Origin of the sequence: Neisseria chenwenguii, assembly GCF_002216145.1 — a bacterium.
GTDB classification, from domain to species: Bacteria; Pseudomonadota; Gammaproteobacteria; order Burkholderiales; family Neisseriaceae; genus Neisseria; species Neisseria chenwenguii.
The window spans coordinates 1,739,364-1,755,225 of the sequence record NZ_CP022278.1 but is presented as its reverse complement, the minus strand read 5'-3'; the positions used below and the strand labels follow the sequence as shown (position 1 = coordinate 1,755,225).

Below are 15,862 nucleotides of genomic sequence, written 5' to 3'. Positions count from 1 at the left end.
CAGCCCCGCTTTTCCGCTACAATAAAGGCCGTCTGAAAAACCGCCCCTGTTCCGCCATGCGCATTCCGTTTCCGTTGTCCGCCGTCCTCCTGTTTGCCGCCGCATTGTTTCTCGCCGCCTGCGGCAAGCCCGCGCCCGAAACCGTGACCCTGCAAGGCGAAACGATGGGGACGACCTATACCGTCAAATACCTTTCAGACGGCCAAAGCAAGCTGCCCGCGCCCGCCGACATGAAGTCCCAACTCGACGGTCTGCTCCAAGAAGTCAACCGCCAGATGTCCACCTACGCTCCCGCATCCGAAATCAGCCGCTTCAACAAAATGCGCGATACCAAACGCGCGCTGCCCGTTTCCGCCGATTTCGCGTTCGTTACCGCCGAAGCGCTGCGCCTGAACAAACTCACCGGCGGCGCGCTTGATGTTACCGTCGGCCCGCTGGTTAATTTGTGGGGCTTCGGGCCGAACAAAGAAGTGACCCGCGAACCGACCGCCGAACAGATCCAAGCCGCCGCTCAAGCCGTTGGTACGGATAAAATCATTTTAAAACAATCGGGTAACAAAGCCACCCTCGCCAAAACCCACTCCGAAACCTACCTTGATCTTTCCTCCATCGCCAAAGGCTTCGGCGTGGACAAACTCGCGCAACACCTCGAGCAGGCAGGCGTTCGGAATTATTTGGTCGAAATCGGCGGCGAACTGCGCGGCAAAGGCCGCAACGCCGCCGGTCAGGCGTGGCGCATCGGCATCGAGCAGCCCAACCTCGTGCAGGGCAGCGGCACGCAGATTATCGTTCCCCTCGACGGCAAGGCGCTGGCGACCTCGGGCGACTACCGCAACTTCCACACCGATAAAAACGGCAACCGCCTCTCCCACATCATCGACCCCGCAACGCGCCGTCCCATCGGCCACAAACTCGCCTCCATCAGCGTCATCGCCGACACCGCCGCTACCGCAGACGGCCTCTCCACCGCCCTTTTCGTCTTAGGCGAAGACAAAGCCCTGCAACTTGCCGAACGCCAAAACCTCGCCGTTTTCCTGATTATCCGCGACGGCGACGGCTACCGCACCGCCCAATCGGCCGCATTCAAAAAACTGACCCATTAGGAACACACACCATGAAAACCATCCTCCTGACCTTTTCCGTCTTCCTCCTCGTCATCCTCGGCATGGCCGTCGGCTACATCTTCAAAAAACGCGCCATCAAAGGAAGCTGCGGCGGCATCTCCGCGCTGGGCATGAAAAAAGTCTGCGACTGCGACAAACCCTGCGACACCTTGCAGAAAAAACTCGACGAAGAGAAAAAAAGCAAAGGCATCGTGGTCGACCACTAAACCCAAAGGCCGTCTGAAAAATCTTCCCTCCCAAAAAGAGCCAACCCATGAAAAACCCCAAAATCGTATTTTTCGACATCGACGACACCCTTTACCGCAAATATACCGACACCCTGCGCCCCAGTGTCGCCCAAGCCGTGCGCGCCCTCAAAGCGCGCGGCATCCTTACTGCCATCGCCACCGGCCGGCCTCCCGCCGGCATCCCGAAAAAAGTGCGCGAAATGGCTGCCGAAGAAGGCATAGACCTGCTTGTGACCATCAACGGCCAATACATCGAATACCACGGCAAACCGCTGCAAACCTACCCGATGGACACCGCAAAAGTCGAAACCATGTGCGCCTATTTCGACAGCAAAAATATCGCCTACGCCTTTGTCGGCAGCGAAACCATCGCTGTCTCCGCGCGCACCGAATGGGCGGAGGAATCCATGCGCAACATCCTGCCCGAACACCCCGAAGACAAACACTACTACAAAAACCGCCCCGTTTACCAAATGCTGGTTTTCTACCCTGACGCACGCGAAGCCGAACTCGCCGGCAAAATCGCCGAAGCCGGACTGAAAACCGTGCGCTGGCATGAAATTGCCGTCGATATGCTCAATCAGGAAGGCTCGAAAGCACGCGGCATCGCCGATGCCGTGGCCAAACTCGACATAGCCATGAAAGACGTCATGGCCTTCGGCGACGGCCTCAACGATCTCGAAATGCTCCAAGCCGTCGGCTTCGGGGTGGCCATGGGCAACGGAGCAGACGCCGCCAAAGCCGTTGCCAAACACATCTGCCCCAGCGTCGATGAAGACGGCGTGTACCGCGGCTTGATTGAATTGGGCGTGATTGAGGCCGTCTGAAAAAGCAAAACTTTTACGCAAACAAAAATGCCGTCTGAAACCGGTTGCTGAGCGTAGCCGAAGCATCAGACGGCATTTCCTATCCCCCCACACGCTCCAACCCCGATACACCCAATGGTTCGCCGACCTGTCCTGCGCCGATTTTCAGCCGTAGGGCGGATGTAAACCCACCGCTTGTCTGACAGACAAGAAAAACCTTTTACAGCACTTCGCCCATTTGGATTTTGACCTGCGGCCAAACGGTAGGCTGGCAAGCCCACCCTACGGCGCTGAATGTTCAGACGGCCTTACCCTTTAAATGCCGTCTGAAAAACCCGCCCTTCAAAAACATTACCTACCGAATGCGGCATCCGGATCCGATGCCGTCCACCACGCCGATACCTACTAAAGTAGGTATCCAATCCTACCCGGCTTTACCCGACTACACAGGCCGTCTGAAAAGTTTTCAGACGGCCTGTATTGCTGATTTGGCAAGGCTTTCGGGAGAAACTTCATTTGCGTTCTGCATTTTCTGAAAAACGCCCGAATCATGCGGCATTTTCTGTCTGTCTGCAAAACCGCCGCGGGTACCGCCGAAAGTATGCCGCCGATACCGCCGCACTACGCCCCGCTACAAATGCTTTAAGCGCGTGTTTTCTTCGCAAACAAAGAGTTATATTTCAAAGCGTATAAAAACCATCAGGCAGCCGATGCCAAAGTGAGGAACACCATGAGCCATTTTTTAGACCGCTTGAAATTTTTCAAACAGCAACATGAACCGTTTGCCAACGGGCACGGGGTTGTGACCGAGGAAGACCGCAAATGGGAACAGGCCTACCGCGGGCGCTGGCAACATGACCGTGTGGCGCGTTCGACCCACGGAGTGAACTGTACGGGTTCGTGTTCGTGGAAGATTTATGTGAAAAACGGTTTGATTACTTGGGAAACCCAGCAGACCGACTATCCGCGTACGCGCCCCGACCTGCCGAACCACGAGCCGCGGGGTTGTCCGCGAGGCGCGTCGTATAGCTGGTATGTTTATTCGGCACAGCGTGTGAAATATCCGATGATGCGCGGCGTGTTGGCGGAAATGTGGCGCGAGGCACGTCAGAAAATGTCGCCGATTGAAGCATGGGCATCGATTGTGGAAAACCCCGACCGTGCCAAAGCGTATAAAACGCAGCGCGGTTTGGGCGGTTTTGTGCGTTCGAATTGGAACGAAGCCTATGAAATGGTGGCGGCGGCCAATGCTTACACGATTAAAAACTACGGCCCCGACCGCGTGATCGGTTTCTCGCCGATTCCGGCGATGTCGATGGTCAGCTATGCCGCCGGCGCGCGCTATTTGGGCTTGATCGGCGGCGTGCCGCTTTCGTTCTACGACTGGTATTGCGACCTGCCGCCTGCCAGCCCTCAGGTATGGGGGGAACAGACCGACGTGGCCGAGTCTGCCGACTGGTACAACTCGAATTACCTGATGGTATGGGGTTCCAACGTGCCGATGACGCGCACGCCCGATGCCCACTTCTACACCGAAGTCCGCTACAAAGGCACGAAAACCGTGGCCGTATCTTCCGACTTCGGCGAAATGGCGAAATTCGGCGACATCTGGCTTGCGCCGAAACAAGGCACTGACGCGGCCTTGGCGATGGCGATGGGTCATGTGATTTTGAAAGAATTCCATCTCGACAAGCCGTCTGAATATTTCCAAGACTATGTCCGCCGCCTGACCGACATGCCGATGCTGGTGCGCCTGAAAGAAGACGGCCAAGGCTTCCAGCCGGAATATTTCCTGCGTGCGTCTGCTCTCGACGGCAATTTCGGCGAAGAACAAAACCCCGATTGGAAAGTATTGGCCTGGGACGAAATTTCAGACGGCCTCATGGTACCGAACGGCTCCGTCGGCTTCCGCTGGGACGGCAGCCAGAAATGGAATCTGGAAACCCGTGCGCAAGGCCAAGACGTGAAAGCGGCTCTGAGCCTGAAAGAACGTGCCGATGAGGTAGTGAATGTCGGTTTCACTTATTTCGGCAGCGACAACGATGAGCTGATTTACCGCAAAGTGCCGGCCAAACGCGTCCAGCTGGCCGACGGCAGCACCGCGTTGGTGGCGACCGTGTTCGACCTGATGATTGCCAACTACGGCGTCGATCACGGCTTGGACGACCCGAATGCCGCCAAAGATTATTCCGAAGACAAACCCTACACCCCTGCCTGGCAGCAGAAACATACCGGCGTCGATCCGAAGCTGGTGATTCAGGTGGCGCGCGAGTTCGCGCAAAATGCCCACGACACCGAAGGCCGCTCGATGGTGATTCTCGGCGCGGGTCTGAACCACTGGTACCACATGGACATGGCCTACCGCGGCATCATCAACATGCTGATGATGTGCGGCTCCATCGGCAAATCCGGCGGCGGCTGGTGCCACTATGTCGGTCAGGAAAAACTGCGTCCGCAATCGGGCTGGACACCTTTGACTTTCGCGCTCGACTGGCACCGCCCTGCCCGCCAGATGAACGGTACTTCATTCTTCTATGCCCACACCAGCCAATGGCGGCACGAAAAACTGGGCGTGGACGAAATCCTTGCCCCGGGCTTCGGCGACACCATGCCGAACATGTCGATGATCGACTACAACGCCAAAGCCGAACGCATGGGCTGGCTGCCTTCCGCGCCGCAACTGACGCAAAACCCGCTGGATGTAGCGGATGCGGCCGAAGCCGCAGGCATGAATCCGGCCGATTTCGTGGTCAACGGCCTGAAAGACGGCTCGCTCGACATGGCGTGCAACGACCCCGACAACCCGAAGAACTTCCCGCGCAACCTGTTCGTATGGCGTTCCAACATTCTCGGTTCGTCCGGCAAAGGCCACGAATATTTCCTGAAATACCTGCTCGGTACGCAAAACGCGGTGTTGAGCGAGGAAGAAGACTGCATCACGCCGTCTGAAATCACCGTGCGCCCGGCGGCGGAAGGCAAACTCGACCTGCTGACCCTGCTCGACTTCCGCATGAACACGACCTGCCTCTACGCCGACGTGATTTTCCCGACCGCGACCTGGTACGAAAAAGACGACTTGAACACGTCCGACATGCACCCGTTCATCCACCCGCTGACCGAAGCGGTGCAACCCTTGTGGCAAAGCAAATCCGACTGGGAAATCTACAAAGGCCTGGCGAAAAAATTCAGCGAAATCGCCAAAGATTATCTGGGCATGCGCAAAGACATCGTGCTGACCCCGCTCATGCACGACAGCCCGCAGGAAATGGGGCAGCCGTTTGATCCGAAAGACTGGAAACACGGCGAATGCGATCCGGTTCCGGGCAAAACCATGCCGAACATGACTGTGGTCGAACGCGATTACGGCGCGATTTACGAAAAATTCACTTCCATCGGCCCTCTGCTGGAAAAAGTCAACAACAACGGCAAAGGTTTGGCATGGCAGACCGGCCACGAAGTCGAATTCCTGCGCAAACTCAACGGCGTGCGTAACGAAGGCGCGGGCAAAGGCCAGCCGAAACTGGAAACCGCCATCGATGCGGCCGAGATGATTCTGACGCTTGCGCCGGAAACCAACGGCCACGTGGCGATGAAGGCATGGCAGGCCTTGGGCAAAGCCACCGGCCGCGACCACACGCATCTGATCGCCGCCAGCGAACACACGCAAATCCGCTTCCGCGACATCGTGGCGCAACCGCGCAAGATTGTGTCTTCGCCGATTTGGTCGGGCGTGGAAAGCGAAGAAGTCTGCTACAACGCCGGCTACACCAACGTGCACGAACTGATTCCGTGGCGCACGATTACCGGCCGCCAGCAGTTTTACCAAGACCACCATTGGATGCGTGCGTTCGGCGAACATTTGTGCGTGTACAAACCGCCGGTCGATTTCAAAACCACGCAGAAACTCTTGGGCAAATATCCGAACGGCAATCCGGAAATCACGCTCAATTTCCTCACGCCGCACCAAAAATGGGGCATCCACTCCACCTATTCAGAAAACATCCGCATGCTCACGCTTTCGCGCGGCGGCCCGCACGTTTGGGTATCCGAGATTGATGCGAAAAAAGCCGACTTGGTCGATAACGACTGGGTGGAAGTGTTCAACGCCAACGGCACCATCGCCTGCCGCGTCGTTGTGAGCCAGCGCATTCCTGAGACCATGATTCTGATGTACCACGCGCAGGAAAAAATCGTGCACACGCCTGCCGGTGAAGTGTCGAAAAAACGCGGCGGCATCCACAACTCGGTTACGCGCACGGTATTGAAGCCGACCCACATGATCGGCGGCTACGCGCAACAGGCCTACGGTTTCAACTACTACGGCACCGTCGGCTCCAACCGTGACGAATGGGTGATTGTCCGCAAAATGAACAAAGTGGATTGGATGGACGATCCGGCCTGAAACTTTTCAGACGGCCTGCTGCCTTAAAAAAGGCCGTCTGAAAACCAATTGATGAAATGCTGCACAAAACCGATAAAAATCTTTCAGACGGCCTGATGCCTACAAAGGCCGTCTGAAAAAAAGACACAAGGAACACCACTATGAAAATCCGAGCACAAATCGGCATGGTTTTGAATTTGGACAAATGCATCGGCTGCCACACCTGCTCCGTGACCTGCAAAAACGTCTGGACTTCGCGCGACGGCGTGGAATACGCATGGTTCAACAACGTGGAAACCAAGCCCGGTATAGGCTTTCCGAAAAACTGGGAAGACCAGGAAAAATGGAACGGCGGCTGGGTGCGCAAACCCGACGGCAAGCTGGTACCGAAACAGGGCGGCAAGCTGAAAATCCTCGCCAATATTTTCGCCAACCCGAACATGCCGCAAATCGACGACTACTACGAGCCGTTTACCTACGACTACGAGCATCTGCAAAACGCGCCGAAAATGAAAACGCCGCCGACCGCGCGTCCGGTTTCCGTTTTGACCGGCAAAAAAATGGACAAAGTCGAATGGGGGCCGAACTGGGAAGACGACTTGGGCGGCGAATTTGAAAAACGCGCCAAAGACGTTTTGTTTGAAGGCATTCAGAAAGACATGCACGCCGCATTCGAGCAGACTTTCATGATGTATCTGCCGCGCCTGTGCGAACACTGCCTGAATCCGACCTGTGTGGCGTCCTGCCCGTCAGGCAGCATCTACAAACGCGAAGACGACGGCATCGTGTTAATCGACCAAGACAAATGCCGCGGCTGGCGCATGTGCGTTTCCGGCTGCCCTTACAAAAAAATCTACTACAACTGGACCAGCGGCAAAGCGGAAAAATGCACCTTCTGCTACCCGCGTATCGAAAGCGGCCAGCCGACCGTTTGCTCCGAAACCTGCGTCGGCCGTATCCGCTACTTGGGCGTTCTGCTTTACGACGCCGACAAAATCGAACAGGCCGCTTCGGTGGAAAATCCGCAGGATCTGTACGAATCGCAACTGGGGCTGTTTTTAAATCCGAACGACCCCGAAATCGAGCGCAAAACCTTGGAACAGGGCATCAGCCAAAGCTGGCTCGATGCGGCGAAAAAATCGCCCGTTTACAAAATGGCGATGGAATGGAAAGTCGCGTTCCCGCTGCACCCCGAATACCGCACGCTGCCGATGGTTTGGTACATTCCGCCGCTCTCGCCGATTCAATCCGCCATTGAAAACGGCTTGGTCGGCGAAAACGGCATTATTCCGAGCGTGGACGAAATGCGCATTCCGCTGCGTTATCTGGCCAACTTACTGACCGCCGGCAAAATCAAGCCGATTAAAGACGCGCTCGAGCGCATGATTGCCATGCGCCGCTTCAAACGCGGTCAAACCGTACACGGCGAAACGCTGGAACAAACCCTCGAAGGTACCGGCCTCACGCCCGAAATGGTCGAAGACATGTATCAAATCATGGCGATTGCCAACTACGAAGACCGCTTCGTGATTCCGAACAGCCACAAAGAAATGGTCGAAGAAACCTTCAACGAAAAAGGCTCTTGCGGCTTTACCTTCGGCAACGGCTGCTCGGGCGGCGACAGCAGCGAAAACCTCTTCGGCAAACGCAAAGCCGCACCGATTGTGTTCCACGGTCTGAGAAAAGACGCAGAAAACAACCGCGAAAAAGGAGTGCGCTGATGAACCCGCTGGTTTACAAGTGGCTCTCCGCCCTGCTCTGCTATCCCGAGCAGGAACTTCTGGACGCGCTGCCCGAATTTCAGACGGCATTAAACGAATGGCCGGAACTTCAGGGAAAACGCGCTGGGCTGCAAGCCTTCCTCGATTATCTCGGCAGCAAAAGCCTGCGCGAACTGCAGGAATATTATGTGTTGAACTTCGACCGCAACCGCCATCAGGCTCTGTATCTGTTTGAACACGTTTACGGCGAAGAGCGCGACCGCGGCAGCGCAATGGTCGATCTGCTCGAAGAATACCGCCGCCACGGCTACGAATTGGGCAATGAAGAGCTGCCGGACTACCTGCCTGCAGTGTTGGAGTTTCTGTCGTTTATCCCCGAAGAAGACGCGCAGAAACTTCTGGCCGATGCCGTCCACGTCATCGCGCACATCGCCCGCAAGCTGGATGCCGCGCAATCGCCTTACGCCGCGCTGCTGCACGCCGCCGTTTCGCTCACGCCCGTCGAGCCCAAACCGCTGGTCGAACCGCCCGTACGCGATATGGACGAAGCGATGGAAGTGTTCGGCCCCGACATTTCGGGCGTCGAACCGCTGTTGAAACCGAGTACCGAAACCGTACAGTTTTACCCTAAAGCCGCTTTTCAGACGGCCTCAAAAGGAGTATGAACATGAACACCTTCAACCAATTCTTCTTCGGCATTTACCCCTACATCTGCCTCGCCGTCTTCTTCCTCGGCAGCCTCGTGCGCTTCGAGCGCGAACAGTATTCGTGGAAAAGCGATTCGAGCCAACTGCTTTTCCACGGCCAATTGCGTTTGGGCAGCATTCTGATGCACGTCGGCATTTTGGCGGTATTTTTCGGCCACCTGTTCGGCCTGCTGACGCCGCTGTGGTTTTGGGACTTTATCGGCGTGAGCCACGGTACGAAACAGGTGTTTGCGATGGTGATGGGCGGCATCTTCGGCAGCGCCGCCCTCGTCGGCCTGATTCTGCTGATCCAGCGCCGTTTCAAAATCGACCGCATCAACGCCAACAGCTCTTGGCAGGACAAACTGGTATTAATCTGGCTCACCGCCACCCTGTGCTTGGGCTTGTGCACCATCTTCGTCAGCATGGGACACCTCGACGGCGAAGAGATGGTCAAACTGATGCAGTGGGCGCAACACATCGTGACCTTCCGCGGCGGCGCGGCCTCTTACCTCGAAGACGTGAATTTTCTGTTCAAACTGCACATCTTCATGGGCATGACCTTCTTCTTCATCTTCCCGTTTACCCGTATGGTGCACGTCTGGAGCGGCTTTGCCAGCGTCTCCTACGTTACCCGCGCGTGGCAGTTGGTAAGAAGACGTTGAGGATTGAGGCCGTCTGAAATTCAGACGGCACTCAGCAACCGAAACCGCCGTAGGGTGGGTGTCAACCCACCATGTTCGAAACATTCTTAAAACGATGGGTTGACACCCACCCTGCGGCAAAACGCCTGAAGTTTGACCCAAGCATTTTCAGACGGCGTCAAAAATCATCGACAACAAACAATCTGCAACAAAAAACATTTTCAGACGGCCTCCCGTCCGCAGGCCGTCTGAAACCCGATTCCCAAAACCAACAAGAAAGACAGGACATCATGGCTTCCGAAGTCTATAAACGCTACTCCGTACTAACCTCCAGCACCCTCGCTTTTACCGTCTGTTTCATGGTTTGGATGATGCTGGCCGTGGTCGGCATCCCCGTTAAAAAAGAGCTGGGGCTGAACGAAACCGAGTTCAGCATCCTCACCGCCCTGCCTGTATTGTCCGGCTCGCTGATCCGCATTCCGCTGGGCATCTGGACCGACAAATTCGGCGGACGCATCGTATTGTTCAGCCTTATGCTGCTGAGCGTACCCGCCATTTTCCTGATGGGCTACTCTACCCAATACTGGCACTTCCTTGCCATCGGCCTGATGATGGGCCTGGCCGGCGGTTCGTTTTCCGTCGGCACGCCCTACGTCGCCCGCTGGTTTCCGAAAGAACAGCAGGGTATGGCGATGGGTGTATTCGGCGCAGGTAACGCCGGTTCGGCCGTCAATAAATTCCTTGCGCCGCCGCTGATCGCCTACGGCACATGGCACCTCGTTCCGACCGTTTACGCCGCAATCATGCTCGGTACCGCATTGCTTTTCTGGTTTACCAGCTATCATGATCCCAAACACCTCGTTTCCTCCAAAGTCAGCCTCGGCGAACAGCTCCGCCTGCTGAAAGATCCGGGCGTACTGCGTTACAGCCAGTATTACTCCGTCGTCTTCGGCGGCTACGTCGCGCTTGCCTTGTGGATGACCAATTACTACGTCGGCGAATACGACCTTTCTCTGCAAACCGCCGCCCTGCTGGCCGCGTGTTTCTCCCTGCCCGGCGGCGTTTTGCGCGCATTCGGCGGCTATCTTTCCGACAAATTCGGCGCCTATAAAGTCACTTGGGGCGTGATGTGGATTTTGTGGGTATGTTTCTTCATCCTCTCCTACCCGCAGACCGAAATGGTCATCCACACCGGCAAAGGCCCGATAAGCCTGCATATCGGCCTGAACGTCGTCGTCTTCACCATCCTGATGTTTACCGCCGGCATCGCTATGGCCGTGGGCAAAGCCTCCGTGTTTAAATTCGTCGCCAACGACTACCCCGACAACATCGGCGCCGTCTCCGGCGCGGTCGGCCTCGCCGGCGGCATGGGCGGCTTTTTGCTGCCGATCATGTTCGGCGCCCTGCTCGACTTCACCGGCGTACGTTCCACCGCGTTTATGCTGCTCTATGGAACCGTCTGCATCTCGCTGATTTGGATGCACTTTTCGATGAAAGACAGGAAACACGAATAGGCCGTCTGAAAACGGCAGACCATCGTAGGGTGGGTGTAAACCCACCATGTTCGGGGCATTCTGGAATGGTGGGTTTACACCCGTCCTACGACTCTGAAAAAACGGTTCGGCTGGCAAACAGAAACATTTGAAGTTCCGCAAACCTGTCCCCTCCCCCGTGGGAGGGGGGCAGATTGCGGAAGGCAGGCCGTCTGCAGTAAACAACCGGCAGGCCGTCTGAAAATCCGTCCGGTAACCGACAAACATCCGAAGTTCCAAAACCACTTTTTCAGACGGCCTCACCCAAAACCCAAAGGAGTTCCCATGTCCCGACTCATCCAACACTGGCAGCCGGAAGACAAAACCTTCTGGCAAAACGGCGGCAAGAAAACCGCCAACCGCAACCTGTGGATTTCCATTCCCGCGCTGATGCTCGCCTTTGCCATCTGGCAGGTGTGGAGCGTGGCAGTGATCAACCTGCCCGCCATCGGTTTCAAATTCGACGAAAACCAACTCTTCTGGCTCGCCGCCGTGCCCGCCTTATCCGGCGCGACACTGCGCGTGTTTTACTCGTTCATGGTGCCCGTGTTCGGCGGACGCCGCTGGACGGTTATTTCCACCGCCAGTCTGCTGATGCCCGCCGTCGGCTTGGGTTTGGCCGTACAAAACCCCGACACAAGTTACGGCACCATGCTGCTGCTCGCCCTGCTCTGCGGCTTCGGCGGCGGCAACTTCTCCTCCAGCATGGCCAACATCAGCTTCTTCTTCCCCAAAGCCGAAAAAGGCACGGCGATGGGCTTGAACGCCGGTTTGGGTAATTTGGGCGTCTCGCTGGCGCAGTTTCTCGTACCGCTCGTGATTACCTCCGCCCTCTTCGGCGCGCTCGGCGGCGACGCGCAAACATGGACGAAAGGCGACGTGACCAAACAAATCTGGCTGCAAAACGCCGGTTTCGTCTGGGTACCCTTCATCATCGTTTCCACCCTCGCCGCCTGGTTCGGCATGAACGACCTGGCCGGCGCAAAAGCCAGCTTCAAAGAGCAGGCCGTGATTTTCAAGCGCAAACACAACTGGATTATGTGCATCATCTATTTGGGCACATTCGGCTCTTTTCTTGGTTTTGCCGCCGGTTTCCCGCTCTTGATTAAAAACCAGTTTCCCGGTATCGACCCCGTTAAATACGCATTCTTAGGCCCCTTCGTCGGCGCCATTGCCCGCCCGTTCGGCGGTTGGCTGGCGGATAAAATCCACAGCGGCGCGAAAATCACCACATGGGTATTCGTCGGCATGATTGCCGGCGTATTCGGCGTATTGGCCTTTCTGCCCTATGGCGGACAAGGCGGCAGTTTTTGGGGCTTTTTTACCTGCTTCATCGCCCTTTTCGCGCTGACCGGCATCGGCAACGGCTCGACCTTTATGCAGATTCCCATCATCTTCCTCAACTACCACCAACACCTTGCCGAACAGGGCAAAAAAAGCCGTGAACAGGCGCTCGCCGAAGCCGGCAAAGAAGGCGCGGCCGTGGCCGGCTTTACCGGCGCATTCGCAGCCTACGGCGGCTTTTTCATTCCCAAAAGCTACGGCACATCCATCGCCCTGACCGGCAGCGTCAACGCGGCTTTATACGGCTTCATCGCGTTCTACGTCATCTGCCTGCTGCTCAACTGGTGGTATTACGACCGCAAAGGCGCGGAAGCGAAATGCTGATGCGGCCATGTTTTCAGACGGTCTTTCCCGCCGCCGGGGCCGTCTGAAAACAGCTTTTCCCGCAATGACTTTTACCCGCTCGGATTGAGCGGGTAAAATGTTTGAAGGGCCGTCTGAAAAAACAGCCGGATAACAGACAGAAATATTTGAAGTTCCGCAAACCCGTCCCCCTCCCTATGGGAGAGGGAGCAGGTGGCAGCAGCCGTAGGTACCACCTAAAGCGGCGTAACCGTACGCCACGTCGTTCGGAATGTCTGCTGATGCCGTTTGAAAAATAAAACGATAAATTTGCGTGATTCACACGGTACGGCGTACAGGTTTGTACGGTTACGCCGCTTTAGGCGGCTAACCGTACCTACTACCTGCTAGAGAAAGCAAAACGCCCGAAGTTTTACCCAATCATTTTCAGACGGCCGTCTGAAAACCCCATCCAGCCCGACCCCGCAAAACCCTACCATGCTCCCGAAACGCCTCTCCGCCCGTCTGAAACTCCTCACCCTGCTCTGGCTGCTGGTCGCCGTCGCTTCCATCGTTTTGACGCTGGTTTTGTCGTGGCGGCTGGAAGGCGGGGCGGCGGCGATTAACGATACGGGCAGCCTGCGGATGCAGACCTACCGTTTGGGGCTGCTGCTGGAAAGCCGCGCGCCCGAGGCGGAAGTGGCGGGGTTTGTCGGCGATTTCGACCATACCATCGGCAACTTGGTCAAAGGCGTGCCCGAGCGGCCGCTGTTTCTGCCCGACGACGAGGCGGTTCAACAAAACATGGCACTGCTGCGTGCGTCTTGGCAAAACGAGGTCAAGCCGTGGTTTCTGGCGGTTTCGGCGGGCAAGGCGGCGTTTGACCGCGCCCGCATTCCGCCGTTTATCCAAACCATCGACACGCTGACGAAGTCTATCGAGGCGGTCAACAACCGCTACATCAACCGCCTGCGCCTGTTCCAACTGGTTTTGCTGGCGCTGGTAACGGTCAGCTCGCTGGTGATGGTGGTGTTGCTGTATGCGTGGATTATCCTGCCGCTGGGGCGGCTGCAAAACGGGGTGAACGCGATTCACGAAGGAGATTTCGGCGTACAGGTGCCGACCGACCATCTGACCGAGTTTGCCGAGGTAGATAAGGGTTTCAACCAGATGAGCACGCGCCTGCGCGACCTTTACCAAAACCTCGAACAGGAAGTGGCGGACAAAACCCGCGATTTGGCGGAGAAAAACCGCTCGCTGGAAACGCTTTATTTCTTCAGCCATTTATTGAGCCAAACGCTGACCGTTTCCGAAGCGGCGGAAGGCTTTCTTGCCAAAATCATGGAAATGGTGCCGCAGGCAAAAGCGGGCAGCATCCGCCTGATTGATTTCCAGCGCAAACGCATGGATTTGATTGCCCACGCCGGTCTGCCCGAAAACCTTCAGACGGCCGAAGCCTGCCGCCGTTTGGAAGAATGCAGCTGCGGCACGGCAGCGGGGCTTCAAGGCCCTCAGACGGTCGATTTCTATAAAACCCGACCGACCGATTTGGCGGTAAACGAGCCTTTGTGCAGCCGTTCGGGCTTCCATTTTTTGCGCGTATTCAAAATCAGCAGCAGCGGCCATGATTTGGGTATGATGACGCTTTACTTTACCGAAGCCGTCCGCACCGATAGCGATACCGCGCTGATTGAAGCATTGTGTCGCCAGCTCGGCGTGGCCGTCAGCAACCTGCGCTTAGGCATCGAAAACCGCCAGCTCGCCGTTTTGCAGGAACGCAACCTGATTGCGCAGGGCTTGCACGACAGCATCGCCCAAACCTTAACCTTCCTCAACCTGCAAATCCAAATGCTCGACAAGGCGCTGGACAAATCAGACGGCAAACGCGACCGCAAAGTCGATGAAAAACTCCAGTTCATCAAAGAAGGCGTACAGGAATGTTATGAAGACGTGCGCGAGCTTCTGCTCAACTTCCGCACAAAAATCACCCGCAACGAATTCAACGAAGCGGTCGAACAGCTGGTCAGCCGTTTCCGCCAGCAGACGGGCACGCACATCGAAGCCGAGTGGCACGACGACGGCCCGCAGCTTACCGCCGAACAGCAGCTTCAGTTTATTTTCATTTTGCAGGAAAGTTTGTCCAACATCCGCAAACACGCCCGCGCCCAAAATGTGTGCCTGACGTTCCGCAACCAAGACGATTTTGAAATGACCATCGAAGACGACGGCTGCGGTTTCGATACCGCCCATCTCAACGACTTTGCAGAAAACGGCCATGTCGGGTTAAATATTATGTTTGAGCGCGCCAAACGCATCCGTGCCCGACTCGACATCACATCAGAAAAAGGCAGCCGCACCGCCGTTACCCTGCGCCTGCCGCAACAGGAGAGAACACCGGAATGAACCCCACCATCGTACTCATCGACGACCACACCCTGTTCCGCCGCGGCATCCGTTCCGTATTGGAAGAAGCCGATTTTGAAGTCATCGGCGAAGCCGCAGACGGCCTTTCGGGCGTCAAACTGGTCGAACAGCTCCAACCCGACCTCGTTTTGCTCGACCTCGATATGCCCGTGATGAACGGCCGCGAAGCGCTCGGGCAAATCCTCAGCAGCCACCCGCAGCAGAAAGTCGTCATCCTGACCGTTTCCGAAGACAGCGACGACCTCATCGAATGCATGAAACTCGGCTCACAAGGCTTTCTGCTGAAAAACATCGACGCCGATTTCCTGCTCGATGCCATCGCCAAAGCCGCTCAGGGCGACAGCGTATTCTCGCCCGAAATGACCGCGCATCTGGTGCAGTCGCTCATCACCCCCGCCCGCCCCGCCGCCGACCACGCCCTCGACACCCTTACCCCGCGCGAATTGGAAACCCTTAAACACCTCGCCGTCGGCCACAGCAACAAAGTCATCGCCAAACACCTCAACCTCGCCGAATCCACCATCAAAGCCTACGTTCAGAGCATTTTGAAAAAACTCGGCCTCAGCAGCCGCGTACAGGCGGCGGTGTATGCGATTCAGCATAAATTGGTCGAAGAAGAAGAATAAGCCCGCCGAACTGCCGAAGGCCGTCTGAAAGCCGCCCGTACCGGCGAAACTGTTTTCAGACGGCC

General features: G+C 56.6%; 12 protein-coding genes. All 12 read left to right on the top strand.

Features of this window, described 5'->3' with window-relative positions; all coding sequences use genetic code 11:
• Positions 1-56 precede the first annotated feature (56 nt).
• The 12 genes from BG910_RS08605 (at position 57) to BG910_RS08555 (ending at position 15,797) form a co-directional block, all read left to right on the top strand.
• On the top strand, positions 57-1,103 hold the full coding sequence (locus tag BG910_RS08605; RefSeq protein ID WP_089037208.1) for an FAD:protein FMN transferase: 1,047 nt from the start codon (positions 57-59) through the stop codon (positions 1,101-1,103).
• An 11-nt stretch (positions 1,104-1,114) separates the two neighbouring features.
• Positions 1,115-1,330 carry a (Na+)-NQR maturation NqrM gene (nqrM, locus tag BG910_RS08600; RefSeq protein ID WP_089036483.1) on the top strand — a complete coding sequence of 72 codons (216 nt, stop codon included), beginning with the start codon at positions 1,115-1,117 and terminating at the stop codon, positions 1,328-1,330.
• A gap of 47 nt (positions 1,331-1,377) precedes the next feature.
• Positions 1,378-2,178 carry a Cof-type HAD-IIB family hydrolase gene (locus tag BG910_RS08595; RefSeq protein ID WP_089036482.1) on the top strand — a complete coding sequence of 267 codons (801 nt, stop codon included), beginning with the start codon at positions 1,378-1,380 and terminating at the stop codon, positions 2,176-2,178.
• A gap of 341 nt (positions 2,179-2,519) precedes the next feature.
• Positions 2,520-2,693 (top strand): hypothetical protein, encoded by a 174-nt coding sequence (locus BG910_RS12375; protein ID WP_157694061.1) that lies wholly within the window; start codon positions 2,520-2,522, stop codon positions 2,691-2,693.
• 194 nt (positions 2,694-2,887) lie between these two features.
• On the top strand, positions 2,888-6,559 hold the full coding sequence (locus tag BG910_RS08590; protein WP_089036481.1) for a nitrate reductase subunit alpha: 3,672 nt from the start codon (positions 2,888-2,890) through the stop codon (positions 6,557-6,559).
• A 140-nt stretch (positions 6,560-6,699) separates the two neighbouring features.
• Positions 6,700-8,259 carry a nitrate reductase subunit beta gene (narH, locus tag BG910_RS08585; RefSeq protein ID WP_089036480.1) on the top strand — a complete coding sequence of 520 codons (1,560 nt, stop codon included), beginning with the start codon at positions 6,700-6,702 and terminating at the stop codon, positions 8,257-8,259.
• Positions 8,259-8,924 carry a nitrate reductase molybdenum cofactor assembly chaperone gene (gene narJ, locus BG910_RS08580; protein WP_089036479.1) on the top strand — a complete coding sequence of 222 codons (666 nt, stop codon included), beginning with the start codon at positions 8,259-8,261 and terminating at the stop codon, positions 8,922-8,924. Before narH ends, narJ begins: the two co-directional genes overlap by 1 nt.
• A gap of 2 nt (positions 8,925-8,926) precedes the next feature.
• Positions 8,927-9,610, top strand: coding sequence for a respiratory nitrate reductase subunit gamma (gene narI / locus BG910_RS08575; RefSeq protein ID WP_198344778.1), 684 nt, complete (start codon positions 8,927-8,929; stop codon positions 9,608-9,610).
• 269 nt (positions 9,611-9,879) lie between these two features.
• On the top strand, positions 9,880-11,103 hold the full coding sequence (locus tag BG910_RS08570) for an MFS transporter (RefSeq protein WP_089036477.1): 1,224 nt from the start codon (positions 9,880-9,882) through the stop codon (positions 11,101-11,103).
• 303 nt (positions 11,104-11,406) lie between these two features.
• Entirely contained in the window at positions 11,407-12,789 is a 1,383-nt protein-coding gene (locus BG910_RS08565; protein ID WP_089036476.1) for a NarK family nitrate/nitrite MFS transporter, read from the top strand.
• 456 nt (positions 12,790-13,245) lie between these two features.
• Positions 13,246-15,150 (top strand): type IV pili methyl-accepting chemotaxis transducer N-terminal domain-containing protein, encoded by a 1,905-nt coding sequence (locus BG910_RS08560; protein WP_089036475.1) that lies wholly within the window; start codon positions 13,246-13,248, stop codon positions 15,148-15,150.
• The gene (locus BG910_RS08555; protein WP_089036474.1) at positions 15,147-15,797 is read left to right on the top strand and encodes a response regulator; all 651 of its coding nucleotides are present in this window, start codon (positions 15,147-15,149) and stop codon (positions 15,795-15,797) included. Before BG910_RS08560 ends, BG910_RS08555 begins: the two co-directional genes overlap by 4 nt.
• Positions 15,798-15,862: the final 65 nt, after the last annotated feature.

Coding starts and splice junctions, on each gene's coding strand:
- BG910_RS08605 (WP_089037208.1), top strand. CDS start 57: ATGCGCATTCCGTTTCCGTTGTCCGCCGTCCTCCTGTTTGCCGCCGCA.
- nqrM (WP_089036483.1), top strand. CDS start 1,115: ATGAAAACCATCCTCCTGACCTTTTCCGTCTTCCTCCTCGTCATCCTC.
- BG910_RS08595 (WP_089036482.1), top strand. CDS start 1,378: ATGAAAAACCCCAAAATCGTATTTTTCGACATCGACGACACCCTTTAC.
- BG910_RS12375 (WP_157694061.1), top strand. CDS start 2,520: ATGCGGCATCCGGATCCGATGCCGTCCACCACGCCGATACCTACTAAA.
- BG910_RS08590 (WP_089036481.1), top strand. CDS start 2,888: ATGAGCCATTTTTTAGACCGCTTGAAATTTTTCAAACAGCAACATGAA.
- narH (WP_089036480.1), top strand. CDS start 6,700: ATGAAAATCCGAGCACAAATCGGCATGGTTTTGAATTTGGACAAATGC.
- narJ (WP_089036479.1), top strand. CDS start 8,259: ATGAACCCGCTGGTTTACAAGTGGCTCTCCGCCCTGCTCTGCTATCCC.
- narI (WP_198344778.1), top strand. CDS start 8,927: ATGAACACCTTCAACCAATTCTTCTTCGGCATTTACCCCTACATCTGC.
- BG910_RS08570 (WP_089036477.1), top strand. CDS start 9,880: ATGGCTTCCGAAGTCTATAAACGCTACTCCGTACTAACCTCCAGCACC.
- BG910_RS08565 (WP_089036476.1), top strand. CDS start 11,407: ATGTCCCGACTCATCCAACACTGGCAGCCGGAAGACAAAACCTTCTGG.
- BG910_RS08560 (WP_089036475.1), top strand. CDS start 13,246: ATGCTCCCGAAACGCCTCTCCGCCCGTCTGAAACTCCTCACCCTGCTC.
- BG910_RS08555 (WP_089036474.1), top strand. CDS start 15,147: ATGAACCCCACCATCGTACTCATCGACGACCACACCCTGTTCCGCCGC.